The sequence below is a fragment of the Rhizobium sp. WW_1 genome, assembly GCF_003610155.1.
In the GTDB taxonomy this organism is placed as follows: domain Bacteria; phylum Pseudomonadota; class Alphaproteobacteria; order Rhizobiales; family Rhizobiaceae; genus Rhizobium; species Rhizobium tropici_A.
This window is the reverse complement of record NZ_RAIN01000004.1, coordinates 1-14295: the sequence shown is the minus strand read 5'-3', so window position 1 is coordinate 14295 and position 14295 is coordinate 1. Positions and strand designations below refer to the sequence as shown.

Sequence of the window (14295 nt, the reverse complement as noted above, 5' to 3'; positions counted from 1 at the left end):
CAACTTGCCTGCAAATGCGACACCGGAACAAAGCCCATCGTTGCGGTGTTTCTGCTGCGCATCAACGATGAGGTTTCCATGACTGAAAACGACAAGCGGCATGCGATCCAATCAGGCGATTTCACGCGCCTTGGCGCACATTATGATGGTCAGGGCATCAACTTCGCAATTTTCAGTGCTCATGCGGAGCGGGTGGAGCTTTGCCTGTTCGATGAGGATGGAAAGCGTGAGATCGAACGGATTGTCCTGCCCGAATACACCAATGAGATCTGGCATGGCTATCTTCCGGGGTTGAAGCCGGGCACCTTGTATGGCTACCGCGTTCACGGACCTTTCGACCCGGAGAAAGGCCACCGGTTCAATCCAAACAAACTGCTCGTCGATCCCTATACCCGTGAACTCGTGGGTGAGGTCGAGTGGTCACAGGCGCAGTTCGGATACGGTCTTGATGACGAGCAGAAGGATCTTTCCTTCGACGAGACCGACAGTGCGGCCGGGATGCCGAAGTGCCGCGTCATCGACATCGAGAGGGACGCGCGCGTTGAAAGGCCCTGCGTTCCGTGGTCGCAAACGATTTTCTATGAGGCGCACGTCAAGGGAATGACGATGCTTCACCCGGCAATTCCGGAGACGCTGCGTGGCACCTTCGACGGCCTGGGGCAGGGGGCGATTGTCGACTATGTGAAGAGCCTTGGAATAACCTCGATCGAGCTTCTTCCCATCCATTACTTTCCGGATGACAGCCACCTGCTCGACAAGGGTCTGCGCAATTACTGGGGCTATAACAGTCTTGCTTTCTTTGCTCCCGCCTCGCGTTATTACGGCCCAAGAGGTCTTGCGGGTTTTCGCGACATGGTACGCGCCTTCCACGATGCTGGCATCGAAGTCATCCTGGACGTGGTCTACAATCATACGGCTGAGGGTAACCAGCTTGGCCCCACCCTTTCGTTCAAGGGTATCGACAACTTTTCCTATTACCGCACTCTTCCGGACCAGCCCCGCTACTATATCAACGACACCGGCACCGGTAACACGATCAACACCTCGCACCCGCGCGTGCTCCAGATGGTGACGGATTCGCTCCGCTACTGGGCCGAGGAGATGGAAGTCGACGGCTTTCGCTTCGATCTCGGAACCATTCTCGGCCGCGAACCGGAGGGCTTCGATCAGCGCAGCGGCTTCTTCGATGCAGTGGGCCAGGATCCGGTGTTGTCAAAGGTCAAGCTTGTCGGGGAACCGTGGGACATCGGACCGGGCGGTTATCAGGTCGGCGGGTTTCCGCCCGGCTGGGCGGAGTGGAACGATAAATATCGCGACACTGTCCGGGATTACTGGAAGGGCACACCCGGTACGACGAGAGATTTTGCAGCCCGCATCCTAGGGTCAGGCGATGTCTATGATCTGCGTGGCCGCCGACCCTGGGCAAGCGTCAACTTCATCGCCGCGCATGACGGCTTCACGCTCAATGATCTGGTCTCCTACAACGACAAGCACAACGAAGCGAATGGGGAGGATAATAACGACGGCCACAATGACAACCGCAGCTACAACTACGGTGCGGAAGGGCCGACGGACGAGGATGGTGTCAACACCGTTCGGGAGCGCCAGAAGCGCAATTTTCTTGGCACCCTGTTTCTCTCGCATGGCACGCCGATGCTGCTGGCGGGGGACGAATTCGGCCGCAGCCAGATGGGCAATAATAATGGCTATTGCCAGGACAACGAACTGAACTGGCTGCATTGGGAAGATGCTTATGGGAGCGCGGAGGACCTTCGCGCCTTTACCAGGCGTCTCATCGCGTTGCGGCAGGAGCATTCCATCCTGAGACGTGAAAATTGGCGCGACGGCTTGGCAGTCATCTGGCTCAATCCCGGTGGCGGCGAACACACGGAAGATCAATGGGACGACGGATCAAATACGAGCATCGGCCTTAGAATATCCCGGGTGCAGCCACTCGAAGAGGGGTGGGACGATGTTCTGATCCTTTTCAATCCCCTCGATGGTGGGATCGACTTTACCTTGCCTGACGACAAGCGGTGGGCCCTGGAATTGTCGACCTCGAATCCTGAATTGCAAGGAACTGAAAGGCTCGACGGGCAGGTCCTGCAACTCGAGGCCCGCAGTCTCGCGCTCTTGCGACAGGCCTGACGCCTTCCATCGAGCGAAGCGCTGACGGGCTGGCGGCTCCCGGCGGCGCATGAAATTTCTTCGGCGATGTGGCGCCATATACCGCGGAACCTACTGTTTTCACCTGCGTTTTCTGATGAGGATTTTGAATGATTCTGGCAAAGATCGAGAGGAGATCGCCGTGTTGAAGCATGTCATGTTAGCCTGCTTTATCGTCTTTCCGACCGGAGCTCTTGCTCAATCCCCTGACCTCGAGGCCACGTGCAAGACGGTCGCCAAGAACTTCTTCCTGTCGGACGGGCTTGCCATCGGTCTGGTTCAGTCCTTTCCGGAACTCAAGCCACCCGGTGTGCGCATGACCTACTCGACGCGCCAGGGAACCGCTGCAGCGGATATGACTGACACATTCGAGTGTGAGTTCGACAGGACCGACAAGCCACACAACCTCGCGAAATTTTGCGTATCGAATACGTGCTATGCGCCCAATGACGGCGATGCCGACCGGAAACGGCGTTTCGAGGAGATGCGCATTCTCTTGCAACGTGCAGAGAAGTAGAGATGGGCGAAAGCGGCTAGCGTGTCGCGTCTTGTATCTCCTTGGCCGCAGCCAGGAATTCGCTGCGGGCATCTTCGGGATTTTTCCGTCCGGCAACTGCGGCCTTGCAGGCATTGCGGGCGCGAATGAAGTGCAAGCCTGAACGATTTGGCCAAAGATCCGTCAAATAGATCATCGCCTCGAAAGGTCCGTTGACGGAACGAGAACCGGAGGGACCAAGCTCAATTTGCACCGGTCTGCTCCATGTATTGATCAGCATGAGAAGTTCCTCCACATTTTCTCCCGTGGGTAGAAATGCTGAGGTGGCGGCTTGGTTCCATTTCTCAAGCAAACTACTGCCCGGCATCGTGCTGTCGCCAGAATAGCGCTTTCGATCTGCGTGCGGACATCGCCCGAAGCGCGGGGACAAATTTGCATCTCCTGGCGCAACATTTATCCGCTTGTCTCGGGAATAGGATCCAAATCGGATTGAAGGAGGAGAACGGTCGCCGGGATCTCACTGTCTGAAAGCTGGGAAGCGGCTCATTCAAAAGTCTCAAGCACGACGGTGAGCCGTGCTTGAGACTTTTGTCCATTCTTGGTTACGAGCGGCATATCGGCGTCGTTACGGACGTCGACGCGCACCGATCAGCAGATCTTCTTCCTCATCACGTTGGCGGCCGCCAAGGGCTGCTGCAGCGGAGGCGATGAAGGCGCCGACCAGCAGTGATAGAGAACCGACCAGCGCTGTCGTTGCTCCGACCTTCCGGGCTTTGTCAGCCGCTTCTTTCGCCGCCGATTTTGCATCGTCGATTTGCTTGAGCACCGTGTCTACGCGGCTGTGGGCGTCTGCCTCGGAGAGACCGGTTCGCGCTGCAATGATCGACGCGACATATGATCTGTCGCCTTCCGGAATCTGTCCGCTAGCGGCACCTTGCAACAGGATCCGCGAGATTTCGGCGGCGGCGGCGCCATTGTCGGACTGACCACGGTCTCCCGCTTTTGCCGGGCGAAGCAGGGCGTCGGTAAAATACGCGGTCGAATCCAGATTGCCTTTGGGGGCCGCGGATGCGGCTGCAGTGACGGCCGTATGCGCAGCCTGGCCTGCGGCATTGACCGACGCACCGGCCAGCGAGGTCAATGAGGAGGCGAGAAAACCTGCCACAAAGACCGTCGCCAATGCCCAGCTTAGAAAACCATGTGCCGTGTCGCGAAAGAAAACCTCGTCGGAATGGACTTCCACCCATTTGGTGCGAAGCCGACCTGTCAGGTAGCCGCCGATCGCTGATGACAGCCACTGAACGACCACCAGCCAGATGGCCGCCGTAATGCCGACGGTCGTCGCCGAGCTGCTTTGACCGGACCAGGGAGAGACCATCGACAGGCCGACGCCCGATCCAAGGAGCAGAAGGATGAGGGCGATTCCCGTTGCGGCAAGAGCGCCGCCGATAATTGGGCCCCATACGATGGCGGGTTTGGAGGATTCAATGGGTTCGGCTCCCGCAGGCGCGTTTTCGAAGGCGGCCATTGACGCCTCCTATCGTGTGAAGAGAACGAGAAGAATGACGATCGGCAACGGGATTCCCAGAAGCCAGAGCAGAATACCTCGACCCATTTGAATATCCTCCAAGAGTTTGAACTGATGTCACCAGCAACGGCAATCGAGCCGATTTTGTTCCGAAGTCCTTGCGGGTGTTTCGCGTTGTGCTTGTATCGAGAATAGTAAATCGAAGCACATTGCAGGATATTTCCGCGCCGCAAGTACATAATCTGCGGCGCAGGTTCGATGTCGAAACGTCTCACTCCCGAACAGACTTGGAAGCCTTTGCGGAAGCGGCTCCCGTCTGCTCGTGGTCACGCGCGGTTGGATCGCCGCTTTCCTGTCCTGTGGGCGACTCCGCTTCCTGTTCGGTGCGCTCGTGCTGTTCTTCGGCTCGTTGCCAGTGGTCCAGATGACGCCCTTCGGGCCGTCCTTCCTCTTCCCAGATCCTGTAGGCACGCTCGCGGCGCTTGTCTTCATTCTCGTTTTCGTCATTGTTCATTGAACTTCCTCCTTCTTTTTCGATGCTGGGGTTGACGTCCTTCAAGGATGCCTAACGCAATGGCATCTCCTTCGTCAGTTCATCGAAGGACAGAGACCGACGCTTTGCTGCCATGAGCAAATCCAATTCGACTGAGGACGGGCCGAAACGAATGAAAAGGTCTTCGGCCATCCTGTCGTCGAGACGGTACTTCTTCTGGAATTCTGCCAGGGAATAGGCTGCACCCCGGATCGTCCGGCGCCGTTCGAAAAGCCCTTGCGTTTTCATATCCGATGATCCTCCTCATTTCGATCAAGCAAATCGATACGAGTGTTGAAAGTTCCCTCAGCCCAGAAATATTGCGAAACAGCACGCAAGGATTGAGGAGATGAGGAAGTTAAGTTTTTGGAGTTGCATTGTTTTTAGTCTTTGCCGGTCCGCGGGAACAAACGGTCGACGTGTGAAGTTCAGTCGGACCGGGAAGTGCGAGTCCTTCCCGTTGTCTGCTGGGAGGCGGTCATGAGCGACTACCGTTTGGATGATAGAAGCGCTGTTGTTGAACCTTCAAAGCCACGACTGTTGGAAATCCTTGGGCCGGGCCTGGTGACAGGTGCTTCGGATGACGATCCGAGCGGGATCGCCACCTATTCGCAAGCCGGAGCGCAATTCGGATACATTGCGAGCTGGACGCTGATACTGACATACCCGCTGATGGTCGCCGTGCAGATGATCAGTGCGCGCATTGGCCGGACGACGGGCAAAGGCTTGGCGGGCAGCATGACGCAGTGCTATCCGCGCTGGGTTGGCGTCAGCATCACGGTTCCATTGTTGCTGGCCAACGTCATCAATCTCGGCGCGGATCTCGGCGCGATGGGGGATGCGGCGCATCTGCTCGTCAACGGCAATTCGCTGATCTATGTCGCTGCGTTCGGGGTGATCTGTATCCTCCTGCAAGTGCTCCTTAAGTACAAGCGCTATGTCGCTGTTCTCAAATGGTTGAGCCTGGCACTGCTCTCCTACATCGCGACCCTGTTTGTCGTGCACGTCGATTGGTCGAACTTCATACGGGGGTTGCTGCTGCCGACGTTCAAGGCGGACCCGAACTACTGGTCGATGATCGTTGCGATCTTCGGGACGACCATTAGCCCGTACCTGTTCTTCTGGCAGGCCTCCCAGGAAGCGGAGGATCTGAAGGATAAGCCGCGTCAGGAGCCCCTGATTGAGCATCCGCATGAGGCAAAGAGGGCGAACACACGCATCACGCTCGATACGCTGATCGGCATGGCGGCCTCCAATATCGTTGCGCTTGCGATCATCACGACACCGCCGCCACGCTCAACAAGGCGGGTGCGACCAATATCGAGAGCTCGGTCGATGCGGCGAAAGCGATCGAGCCGCTTGCCGGACATTTTGCCAAGATAATCTTCGCAACCGGAATTATCGGAACCGGTCTGCTGGCAGTCCCTGTTCTTGCGGGTTCAGCGGCCTACGCGGTTGGGGAGGCAGCGCGCTGGAAGGTGGGACTGTCGCGCGAACCGAGCGAGGCCAAGGCTTTCTACACAACGGTGGGACTGGCGACGATTGTCGGCATGCTTTTGAACTTTACGCCGATCTCGCCGATGAAGGCACTGTTCTGGAGTGCTGTCATCAATGGCGTGTTCGCGGTTCCCGTCATGGCGATCCTCATGCTGATCGCCTCCAATCAGCAGGTCATGAAGCAGTTTGTTATAAAGGGCGGTTTGAAGGCGCTGGGCTGGGCCTCTTGCCTTGCAATGTTCGCCGCAGTGGTCGGAATGGCCATCACTGCATTTTTTTAGAAGTCATGCAGGAACCAAACTTCCCATCCGCTGTTCGAACCGCGAGACCGAGGAGGTCTCGCCATCAAACGAGAGGAGAAAACATCATGGCTTCCCACCGTGGATCTCACGAACAGCACGTTAAATCCGGCCAGCAGAGCCACAAGAATACCGACACAAAGCAGGCGTTGTCTGGCGGCAAGGAGCCGCAGTCCGGCGGCGAACGCGGCGGCTCGCACGAACAGCATGTAAAGGCCGGTCAGCACAGCCACAAGAATTCCTGATCGAGTGCGAGAGAGGCCCGCTAACGCGAGACTCTCTTCCTCTGATACGCTTCTTCGACTGGCCGCTCTCAGGGCTATGGAAGTGTAGTGCCTCACACCGCGATAAATTCACCACAAATGTTGGAGGACCCCAAAATGGCATCCGAGAAGACGTTGAACGATCTCTTTCTGGAGACGCTGAAAGATATCTATTACGCCGAGAAGCAAATCCTGAAAGCGTTGCCCAAGATGGCACGCGCGGTGCAGGCGGAAGAAGGAAAGCAGGGCTTTCTTCACCACCGCGATGAAACCCAGGGTCATGTGGAGCGCCTCGAGCAGGTGTTCGAGCTCCTTGGCAAGCCGGCACGCGGAAAGACCTGCGAAGCAATCCAGGGGATCATCGCCGAGGCCGACGAAATCATCGAGGAATTCAAAGGTACCCAAGCACTCGATGCCGGCCTGATCTCGTCGGCGCAAGCCGTCGAGCATTATGAGATCGCGCGCTACGGCACGTTGATCGAATGGGCCAAACAATTAGGACTCAAGGAGGCCGTCACATTGCTGCAGCAGACATTGCAGGAAGAGAAGGCGACCGATCAGAAGCTGACCAAATTGGCGGAAACCGCCGCTAACGCGAAGGCGAAGGCGGCATAAGCCGCGACGAGCCTGCGGTGCGTTGCGAAGGCGGCGCACCGTTCATTCAGCCCGAGGTTGGATCCTTCTCGTCATCCAAGACGCGTGACGGAATCCTCAGGACAATACTGAGGCCAGAATGCTTCCATTCTCGCTCGATGGAACCGTGGAGCGATCCGACCGTTGCCCGTTCCAGTTGGGATCCGAATCCTCCGGGGCCTTCAGGCGGCTCGACTTCGGGTACGCCGATTTCCGACCAGGTGAGGACTAAATCGTCGTCTCGGTCGACATGGATCGCAATCCGTCCATCCTGAGTGGAAAGGGCTCCATATTTGACCGCGTTCGTCGCGAACTCGTGCAGAACCAACGCAAGCGAGGTCAGCACTGCGCCTCTTACAGGAAGATCCCTGCCATTTATCGCCACTCGTTCGTGACCATCATTCTGATGAGCCGCAAAGCGCGCCTTGACCAGTGTGAACAACGTCGTGGCCTGCGACCGGACGCTCGTGCCATCCGTATCCGGCAAGGTCAATTCGTGGGCGATCGCAAGCGCATTGGTTCGGGCTCTAAGATCATTTGGCAGGTCCTTGGTCGAGGTCGCTGTGCGTTCGCTCAGACCGATCACCGCGCCTACGACCGCAAAGATGTTCTTGATGCGATGGTTCATTTCCCGGAGCAGCAGTTCCTGCCGTTCGGCTGCTCGCTTGCGCTCGGAAATATCGCGGGCGACCTTCGATGCTCCGATGATGTTTCCCTCGGCATCGCGAACCGGGGAGGCCGTCAGCGAGATGTCCACCAAGGTGCCGTCCTTTCGGCGCCGGACGGTTTCGTAGTGGTCGATCCTGTTTCCCGCGCGAATGCTGGCGATGATCGCCTCCTCCTCGTGCAGCCGATCCTCGGGAATGATGATGGTGATATGCTGGCCAACGGCTTCTTCCGCTGTGAAACCAAACAGCCGCCCGGCGCTTTTATTCCAACTCGTGATGATGCCATTAATTGATTTGCTGACGATGGCGTCGTCGGAGCTCTCGACAATTGCCGCGAGGAATGCCTGGGCCGACGGAGCGTTCGAGCCGAGCTGTCCGAGCAATGTGTTTTTAGCCTGCCCACGAGGTGGCAACGTCTTCCGCAGAGTGGATTCGCGTGTTTGATGATCGTGTTCGGCCGACATGCCTTCCTCCACGTCCCGCTATCAACGGCGAGCTTAAAGCATCCGAAGATGTTCTGGCGAAACAAGGGGAAGATAGGCGCGTCAATCGCTTTGTCCAGCTTGATGAACTCTGGGGATGGCTAAAACTCTAACGAGAGCGCGCACGTGCCGATCGCCCTTGAACAATCTTGGGTGCTGCATGAGCCATCGACCTCTGGATATCGAAAACGTTTCGACCAATTACCGCAACAGAAATAGTCGCTGGGAACCATCCGCTTTTGCAGGGGTTAGACAAAGCCCAAGAAAGAAGAGGAGGCAAAAATGAATTCTGCAGAACAGATTGCCGAGCATATGGAAGTGATAGCAGCCGATGGGATTCCTGTCGGAACTGTCGACCACATGGAAGGCGACACCCGCATCAAGCTTACCAAGAACGATTCGGTCGACGGCCAACATCACCTGATCCCCGTCGATTGGGTCGACCACGTCGACACACACGTCCATTTGAAAAAGAATTCGAACGATGTTCGAAGCCAATGGTCTTCCGCCACCTGACACGGATCCATGGAGCCGCGTTGATGCGGCTCCACCTCATTATTGATGCGCAACATTGATCCAAATCCATGATCGCTGGAGCGCGCCAAAGATTGAAATCAAGGCGCCCTCCCAGTAAGATACCCCGAAGGGATGGCGGTGCCACCGAAGACCGGGGGAGGCCGTCCATTCGAGGGAGACGGCAATGCTTGCCCATCATCATCTGGTTGAAGGAGTGCTTCAACCGGAGGAGATCAATGACCTTCAAAGGATCTTCGACGTAGTGATAGCGCAGCCATGGTTCGATCTGACCGATTTCAGCCGAGAGGCGTTTGCCTCGGATCTGATCAAGCTTTACCGGGCCGGAATCGTCGATTTCGATAAGCTTCACCATCTGTCGACACTAACGGCGCTCGCTCACTTCAGCCGGGACATGCCGGAAGAAAGACAAAGGGCACTCGAGCTTCTGCGAAGTATGGAAGGCGAATTGTCCGCGCAGGCAGCTCAGGGCAATCAATATTGCACAGGTAGGACCATCGGCGAGCACCCGGATCCCAAGTAGGGAACAGGCGCTGATCCTTTGCAACACGTCGCCAACGAAAAGAATATTACGGAGGTAGCAACTGCCACCAACGGAATACCTTGCCTACCAGACCTCCTTTTCGGGCGAGTTAGAGGAGTGACGACGCTGCTGCATTCTTCTTAGGGCGTCCGCCTTTCATTCCCTTGAGTCTCGATGAACCGGCTTTCGCGCCGGACTTTGCCTTCCCATGGGTCGAACCCAATTGCGCTGCCATCCATTTTCTGGAACCGAAAATTCTGTCCATCAGAGTCGGTCGAACCTGCGGGGTACGGCAGCAGGAACACCCCTGATACAATGACTGTCCAGCCGGGTCAGTCGGACGCTGTAGCGATTGGCGATGTTCACGGCAGGGCCGATTATGTCGAGCAAACTCGTCGGGACCGACGGCCATCCGCATGCGTGGCCATCTTTCTTGACAAAAGTGGCCACGCCCCCATTATCCTGTTCAGCAAATGGAGATGACGACATGGACGCGAGGATACTCAAGACGGTGCAGGTGGCCCGCAACGCAAGCAGGCAGGACATCACCGACGGCCTTGTGGAGACGATCGTACAGATCGGAGGCGATCCGCTGACCGTCAGGAAGGCGAAGGACGAGCTGAGTGCGGTGCTTGGAAAGGCCCGAAGCGGCGTTCCCCAGGTCATCGGCAACATGAAGAAGGCCGACGACATGGCGGTCGTGATCTCCGTCCAGGATCTCGCCGAACTCGTCACCGCCGCACGGCAGCAGGAGACCTTCGGAGAAGCGCTCGATGCCATCGGTTTCAAGCCGTACTCCGGCGGCCGCATCATCGTCGGTCAGGGCCGCAAGCGCGAACGTCTGCAGCGCAGCGATAATGCCTCTGGCGCGAAGATGGCCCTCTGACGCATGTTCTTACTCTCAACGCAGGCGCTGATGGACATCATCTGCGAAAACCCGGACGTGACCGGATGGATCCGCCCGGTTCCGGCGCAGGCCATTCATGCAAGCGTTGTTTCGGTCGCCCATGTCCAGGCCGAGATCCTCGCGACCCCGCTTGAAGAAGGCCGGGAGGTGATGGATCTGGCGCTCAGAGCGTTTGTATCCTTCACACGCAGGAACAATGCTCTCGAGCTCTTCGACGAAGCGGCGGGGGCCGTCTTCTCCCGGATCGCCCAGCTCGATCTCCAGGTCGATGGCGACGAGGATCTGGGCGACATGTCCCGCATGGTCGTCGCCACGGCCATCGACCGCAATCTCGTCCTGGTCGAAGGATCGCAGCCCTACCATGGGAAGATCGACGGTCTCCGTGTCAAGGATCCGTATCGATGTAGGCAGTAATGCTCCCGCGAGAAAGAGAGAGGGGCACCTAAGCGAAAGAACCCGTTCGCGAAAGTCCTCGAACTCTTTCCATAGCGGCCTCCCTTTCGATACCATGGCCTCCGAATGACTGACGCGCTCCACACCTACACCGACGGCTCCTTCGATGCCGCCTCCCGCTCCGGAGGATGGGCTTTCGTCGTCTATGAAGGTGACCGCCAGGTGCACGCCGCCTCCGGCAAGGGGTCCGGCACATCGAACAACACATTCGAAGTCCTCGCCGTTCTGAACGCGATGGCTTGGATCGCCTCGGAGGCTCCAGCACGGCCGATTACACTCTGGACGGACGCCGTCCACGTCATCGAAGGCTGCTGTCGATGGAGGGCCATCTGGCGCACCAACGGCTGGAAGCGGATCACTCCGAACCCGCACGCGCGACGACGACCGATCAGCGACATGGAGATCTGGCAGCAACTCGACCGCCTTCTGGATCAGCATCCAAATGTAATCGTGGAGTGGCGCAAGGGGCATTCAGGAGCCGCAGGCAACGAACTCGCCGACGCCCTGGCGCGCACACCGCGCTCGGCGAAGACCTAGCTGTCTGGCCTTAATCGCTGTGCTTCCGTGGCTCAAGTGTTATCCGCAATTAGGTAGCAACTGCCACCATACTTGAAAGAGGGATTCAGCGCTTCGGGCTGCCCCCCCCCCCGTATCATCATCGCTCGAGGTTTTGACTGCTCGTGTTGGCGTAGAAATGCTGTAGTCATTCCGGTCATAGGACACGCGAAGCGTCTGAGCCGGCCGATTACCATTCAAGAAGTTGTCCAGTTCAACGGTACGGGATCTGGATAGCCGGACTTTTTCAGCAAATTCCGGCCATCGATCGACGGCCGTTCGCACTTGTTCGATGACATTCTTGGCGTCCTGATCCGAGATCGAGGCCCCTCTGGCGACCGCCATGAGGTGAGGCATGCCAGGGGCTCGACCTTCACCAGCGATTGCCGCGCTGTGTTCTCCGCCTGGTCCGGCCGAAAAGGTAAGATCGTATGCAGGTGCCAATGACCAACGGCCATTCCCTTGCATCAGGAATGCGTGGTTCTTAGCATGATCGTCGCGATTTTTGGCATAGACATTGAACACCATGTTTCGGAACATCTTGAGGACTTCCGCAGCGTCACGGGTCATCATTTGCGTAAGCTTGTGCAGTTGCTCGTAGTTCAGAGAGGCTTCGCGGTGACTGGCATTCAACAAGCCGCTTGCTGTGTGCATGTGGAGCCTGCCGGCACCTGTCCTATCAAAACGTTTTGTTGCGAAAAGCCGTCTTCCTTTTCTGGTGTCAAATACGCGGGTCTTTGCCATCTCCAGCCCCGCAGCTACCGCCATGAGCGCATAGGCTTTTTCCTCTGCGCCAATTTCTCGCGGGTCGTCAGAACTTGGAGCCTTGACCATCCATCTTTCAAATCCCGGATCCAACTGCTGTCCGTAATCCAACACAAACGTGTTTTCGGCCCTGTTGAAGCCGATCATAATCTTCGGTCGTGCGCCCGCGGACCCGCCTTGCGCGCCCTGCAACCTATCGATGTCAGCGACGTCCATCTCCGTCTGCACCAAATCCACCTGATCCGCAAACCAGTCAAGGTCGTCAGCGTCGGTCGGCTGTTTTGGATCGTCCGGCCACTCAGGAACGTATGTCAGCGCGCCCATGCCCGTTCTACCCACGGCGGAGAGGCGGTCAATGGGTGTGAGCTGAGTATAGTCGATGCCAGCTCGCTGGAGACGACGATCCAGCAACAAACGGCCCCATCCATCGGGCAGGCTGTCGTTAAATAGCCCATGGAGCCCGTCGAATGGGTCGCGCGGCGCCGCAATCAAGCCGACCTTCATATGGAATGGCGAGATCGGAAGGGGCGCCGCGAGAAACTCGGCCGAGTACTCAAAGTAGGCCCTTCGTTCCTTACTACTCCAAGCGAGTGTGCCGAGTTTCTTGTCGCTCCCTTCGAGATTCAGATAAACACTCATCTGCTGGATTGGTTTGAACTTCATTTCCGGCGCACCCGCTGCTTAAGAGGACGATCAACGACATCATCGATATTCTGCGGCGGCCGACTTGGAAACAAGTGGTCGAACTCAGCCTCGGCCTCAAGGACGAAGGCAATTTTCACGAGACTCTCGAGCGAAATTTTCCCACTTTCTTCGAATAACCTCAGTGATCCGTATGAGACATTCGATCTTGCCGCCAGTTCCCGCTGGGTCAGTCCGTGCTGTATTCTTCGGCGCTTCATTCTTTCCGACAAGCCGCAAATGACTTCGGCTGGAGACGACATGTTAAATGCGAACATAATAACACCCAATCGCGTTTAGGCACATTTAATGCTAAAATAATCGCATTTAAGAGTCTTTGCAAGCAAATGATATCGATAGACATTCGCGATCGACTCCTCTCGAACACCTTGGTATGGTCCGCCGCATGTTCAGGATCATACGAATACGACAACGCTGACCTTCCGCTCGCCGACCCCGGCGAGATCCCGTCGTATCGCGTATCCTACAGGGAACTGAACATGGTCTCCGATAGCCTGCCGTCCGTCATTCCGCAGCCGCGCAAACCCGCGCCCGACCTGGAGGTCCTCCGGAGGGTAGAAATATTGGCGCAACCAGCACTTCCTGCTGTCCCCGTATTGCCGGACGTTCACGCTTAGCCATCTCCGCTTGTTCGACGACGCCAAGTCCTACAAGGCCTTCTGCCTTAGCTGAGATAAGACTGACGGGGACAGGGCAGACGGACGCAATCGTAAGATTCGAGCCTGGGTCGAACGTGGTCACCGGGGACTCCGATACCGGCAAGAGCTACCTGCTGCGCCTTGTCGACTATGTGCTGGGCGCAGAAGAACTCAAGAAAGTAATCGACGAGGCCGCCGGCTACGAGACGGCTTGGGTGGAGTTCGCGAACAACGATGGCGAAATGCTCACGTTGGAGCGCCATTTGACCGGCGGCTACGTGCTTAACCAGAAGTACAAGAGCAAGGCGCGGGTCGCAGGAGGAGCTTTCAGCTTTTGTGTCGGTGAGTGCGACGTCGCGGTGTTTGGCAGGTTCGATGGCAATCAACTGGTGTCTGCGCGCGATGCCTTCCATATGTGGCTGCAGACCGAGACCCACATGATCGATTTCATGGCGCCAATTTATCGCGAGGCCTTTAGTGGGCATCCTACTGCCGCTGAACTCCCGCGTAAGATGATGCAGCGCCCGCTCGAGGATGAGGCGAAGAGCGTTCGATCGATCTAGGTCACATACCCATAAAATAGTTTTAGATTTGAGCGGTTTGTGATTCACTTTCTTCAGCGATTGGAGGCTGTGATGGCGCGCTTTGATTTGA

The 14295-nt window shown here is 57.1% G+C and carries 17 protein-coding genes and 1 pseudogene; 11 read left to right on the top strand and 7 right to left on the bottom strand.

Annotated elements, in window-relative coordinates:
• The first annotated feature begins 78 nt into the window (after nucleotides 1-78).
• Nucleotides 79-2148 (top strand): glycogen debranching protein GlgX, encoded by a 2070-nt coding sequence (glgX, locus tag BJ928_RS13045; RefSeq protein WP_047630430.1) that lies wholly within the window; start codon nucleotides 79-81, stop codon nucleotides 2146-2148.
• A 175-nt stretch (nucleotides 2149-2323) separates the two neighbouring features.
• Nucleotides 2324-2683: a hypothetical protein gene (locus BJ928_RS13040; protein WP_120296554.1), complete on the top strand. Its 360-nt coding sequence runs from the start codon at nucleotides 2324-2326 to the stop codon at nucleotides 2681-2683.
• Between the two features lie 16 nt (nucleotides 2684-2699).
• Here BJ928_RS13040 and BJ928_RS13035 read toward each other — a convergent pair whose 3' ends face one another.
• The 4 genes from BJ928_RS13035 to BJ928_RS13020 all read right to left on the bottom strand — a co-directional run bounded on the left by BJ928_RS13035 (nucleotide 2700) and on the right by BJ928_RS13020 (nucleotide 4971).
• Nucleotides 2700-2942, bottom strand: coding sequence for a DUF982 domain-containing protein (locus tag BJ928_RS13035; RefSeq protein WP_047630428.1), 243 nt, complete (start codon nucleotides 2940-2942; stop codon nucleotides 2700-2702).
• Nucleotides 2943-3287: 345 nt separating this feature from the next.
• On the bottom strand, nucleotides 3288-4190 hold the full coding sequence (locus BJ928_RS13030) for a hypothetical protein (protein ID WP_047629603.1): 903 nt from the start codon (nucleotides 4188-4190) through the stop codon (nucleotides 3288-3290).
• Between the two features lie 271 nt (nucleotides 4191-4461).
• Nucleotides 4462-4704 carry a DUF2934 domain-containing protein gene (locus BJ928_RS13025; protein WP_047629601.1) on the bottom strand — a complete coding sequence of 81 codons (243 nt, stop codon included), beginning with the start codon at nucleotides 4702-4704 and terminating at the stop codon, nucleotides 4462-4464.
• Nucleotides 4705-4755: 51 nt separating this feature from the next.
• Entirely contained in the window at nucleotides 4756-4971 is a 216-nt protein-coding gene (locus tag BJ928_RS13020; protein ID WP_047629598.1) for a hypothetical protein, read from the bottom strand.
• Nucleotides 4972-5202: 231 nt separating this feature from the next.
• Here BJ928_RS13020 and BJ928_RS13015 point away from each other — a divergent pair.
• The 3 genes and pseudogenes from BJ928_RS13015 to BJ928_RS13010 all read left to right on the top strand — a co-directional run bounded on the left by BJ928_RS13015 (nucleotide 5203) and on the right by BJ928_RS13010 (nucleotide 7396).
• Nucleotides 5203-6500 (top strand): annotated as a pseudogene (locus BJ928_RS13015) (divalent metal cation transporter).
• Between the two features lie 86 nt (nucleotides 6501-6586).
• Nucleotides 6587-6763: a hypothetical protein gene (locus tag BJ928_RS38795; protein ID WP_183079405.1), complete on the top strand. Its 177-nt coding sequence runs from the start codon at nucleotides 6587-6589 to the stop codon at nucleotides 6761-6763.
• A gap of 135 nt (nucleotides 6764-6898) precedes the next feature.
• On the top strand, nucleotides 6899-7396 hold the full coding sequence (locus BJ928_RS13010) for a ferritin-like domain-containing protein (protein ID WP_047629596.1): 498 nt from the start codon (nucleotides 6899-6901) through the stop codon (nucleotides 7394-7396).
• Nucleotides 7397-7442: 46 nt separating this feature from the next.
• On the opposite strand, the gene BJ928_RS13005 is transcribed toward BJ928_RS13010, so the two are convergent.
• The gene (locus tag BJ928_RS13005) at nucleotides 7443-8546 is read right to left on the bottom strand and encodes a PAS domain S-box protein (protein WP_082011784.1); all 1104 of its coding nucleotides are present in this window, start codon (nucleotides 8544-8546) and stop codon (nucleotides 7443-7445) included.
• Between the two features lie 300 nt (nucleotides 8547-8846).
• Here BJ928_RS13005 and BJ928_RS13000 point away from each other — a divergent pair, with 300 nt between their 5' ends.
• The 5 genes from BJ928_RS13000 to BJ928_RS12980 all read left to right on the top strand — a co-directional run bounded on the left by BJ928_RS13000 (nucleotide 8847) and on the right by BJ928_RS12980 (nucleotide 11518).
• Nucleotides 8847-9080, top strand: a complete 234-nt coding sequence (locus BJ928_RS13000; RefSeq protein ID WP_047629592.1) for a DUF2171 domain-containing protein — start codon at nucleotides 8847-8849, stop codon at nucleotides 9078-9080.
• A 184-nt stretch (nucleotides 9081-9264) separates the two neighbouring features.
• Nucleotides 9265-9621 carry a hypothetical protein gene (locus BJ928_RS12995; protein WP_047629589.1) on the top strand — a complete coding sequence of 119 codons (357 nt, stop codon included), beginning with the start codon at nucleotides 9265-9267 and terminating at the stop codon, nucleotides 9619-9621.
• Nucleotides 9622-10108: 487 nt separating this feature from the next.
• A complete protein-coding gene (locus tag BJ928_RS12990) occupies nucleotides 10109-10507 on the top strand; it encodes a hypothetical protein (protein WP_047629587.1) in 399 nt (132 codons plus the stop codon).
• A gap of 3 nt (nucleotides 10508-10510) precedes the next feature.
• Nucleotides 10511-10942 carry a hypothetical protein gene (locus BJ928_RS12985; protein ID WP_047629586.1) on the top strand — a complete coding sequence of 144 codons (432 nt, stop codon included), beginning with the start codon at nucleotides 10511-10513 and terminating at the stop codon, nucleotides 10940-10942.
• Nucleotides 10943-11047: 105 nt separating this feature from the next.
• Nucleotides 11048-11518 (top strand): ribonuclease HI, encoded by a 471-nt coding sequence (locus BJ928_RS12980; RefSeq protein ID WP_047629585.1) that lies wholly within the window; start codon nucleotides 11048-11050, stop codon nucleotides 11516-11518.
• Nucleotides 11519-11557: 39 nt separating this feature from the next.
• Here the strand turns inward: BJ928_RS12980 and BJ928_RS12975 are convergent, their stop codons facing one another.
• Together BJ928_RS12975 and BJ928_RS12970 are read right to left on the bottom strand one after the other, a co-directional pair.
• The gene (locus BJ928_RS12975; protein ID WP_082011783.1) at nucleotides 11558-12964 is read right to left on the bottom strand and encodes a type II toxin-antitoxin system HipA family toxin; all 1407 of its coding nucleotides are present in this window, start codon (nucleotides 12962-12964) and stop codon (nucleotides 11558-11560) included.
• Entirely contained in the window at nucleotides 12961-13203 is a 243-nt protein-coding gene (locus BJ928_RS12970) for a helix-turn-helix transcriptional regulator (protein ID WP_047629583.1), read from the bottom strand. The genes BJ928_RS12975 and BJ928_RS12970 overlap by 4 nt, the downstream gene beginning before the upstream one ends.
• A 533-nt stretch (nucleotides 13204-13736) precedes the next feature.
• Here BJ928_RS12970 and BJ928_RS12960 point away from each other — a divergent pair.
• Nucleotides 13737-14204: a DUF2026 family protein gene (locus BJ928_RS12960; RefSeq protein WP_047629578.1), complete on the top strand. Its 468-nt coding sequence runs from the start codon at nucleotides 13737-13739 to the stop codon at nucleotides 14202-14204.
• Nucleotides 14205-14295: the final 91 nt, after the last annotated feature.

Coding starts and splice junctions, on each gene's coding strand:
- glgX (WP_047630430.1), top strand. CDS start 79: ATGACTGAAAACGACAAGCGGCATGCGATCCAATCAGGCGATTTCACG.
- BJ928_RS13040 (WP_120296554.1), top strand. CDS start 2,324: ATGTTAGCCTGCTTTATCGTCTTTCCGACCGGAGCTCTTGCTCAATCC.
- BJ928_RS13035 (WP_047630428.1), bottom strand. CDS start 2,942: ATGCTGATCAATACATGGAGCAGACCGGTGCAAATTGAGCTTGGTCCC.
- BJ928_RS13030 (WP_047629603.1), bottom strand. CDS start 4,190: ATGGCCGCCTTCGAAAACGCGCCTGCGGGAGCCGAACCCATTGAATCC.
- BJ928_RS13025 (WP_047629601.1), bottom strand. CDS start 4,704: ATGAACAATGACGAAAACGAGAATGAAGACAAGCGCCGCGAGCGTGCC.
- BJ928_RS13020 (WP_047629598.1), bottom strand. CDS start 4,971: ATGAAAACGCAAGGGCTTTTCGAACGGCGCCGGACGATCCGGGGTGCA.
- BJ928_RS38795 (WP_183079405.1), top strand. CDS start 6,587: ATGGCTTCCCACCGTGGATCTCACGAACAGCACGTTAAATCCGGCCAG.
- BJ928_RS13010 (WP_047629596.1), top strand. CDS start 6,899: ATGGCATCCGAGAAGACGTTGAACGATCTCTTTCTGGAGACGCTGAAA.
- BJ928_RS13005 (WP_082011784.1), bottom strand. CDS start 8,546: ATGTCGGCCGAACACGATCATCAAACACGCGAATCCACTCTGCGGAAG.
- BJ928_RS13000 (WP_047629592.1), top strand. CDS start 8,847: ATGAATTCTGCAGAACAGATTGCCGAGCATATGGAAGTGATAGCAGCC.
- BJ928_RS12995 (WP_047629589.1), top strand. CDS start 9,265: ATGCTTGCCCATCATCATCTGGTTGAAGGAGTGCTTCAACCGGAGGAG.
- BJ928_RS12990 (WP_047629587.1), top strand. CDS start 10,109: ATGGACGCGAGGATACTCAAGACGGTGCAGGTGGCCCGCAACGCAAGC.
- BJ928_RS12985 (WP_047629586.1), top strand. CDS start 10,511: ATGTTCTTACTCTCAACGCAGGCGCTGATGGACATCATCTGCGAAAAC.
- BJ928_RS12980 (WP_047629585.1), top strand. CDS start 11,048: ATGACTGACGCGCTCCACACCTACACCGACGGCTCCTTCGATGCCGCC.
- BJ928_RS12975 (WP_082011783.1), bottom strand. CDS start 12,964: ATGAAGTTCAAACCAATCCAGCAGATGAGTGTTTATCTGAATCTCGAA.
- BJ928_RS12970 (WP_047629583.1), bottom strand. CDS start 13,203: ATGAAGCGCCGAAGAATACAGCACGGACTGACCCAGCGGGAACTGGCG.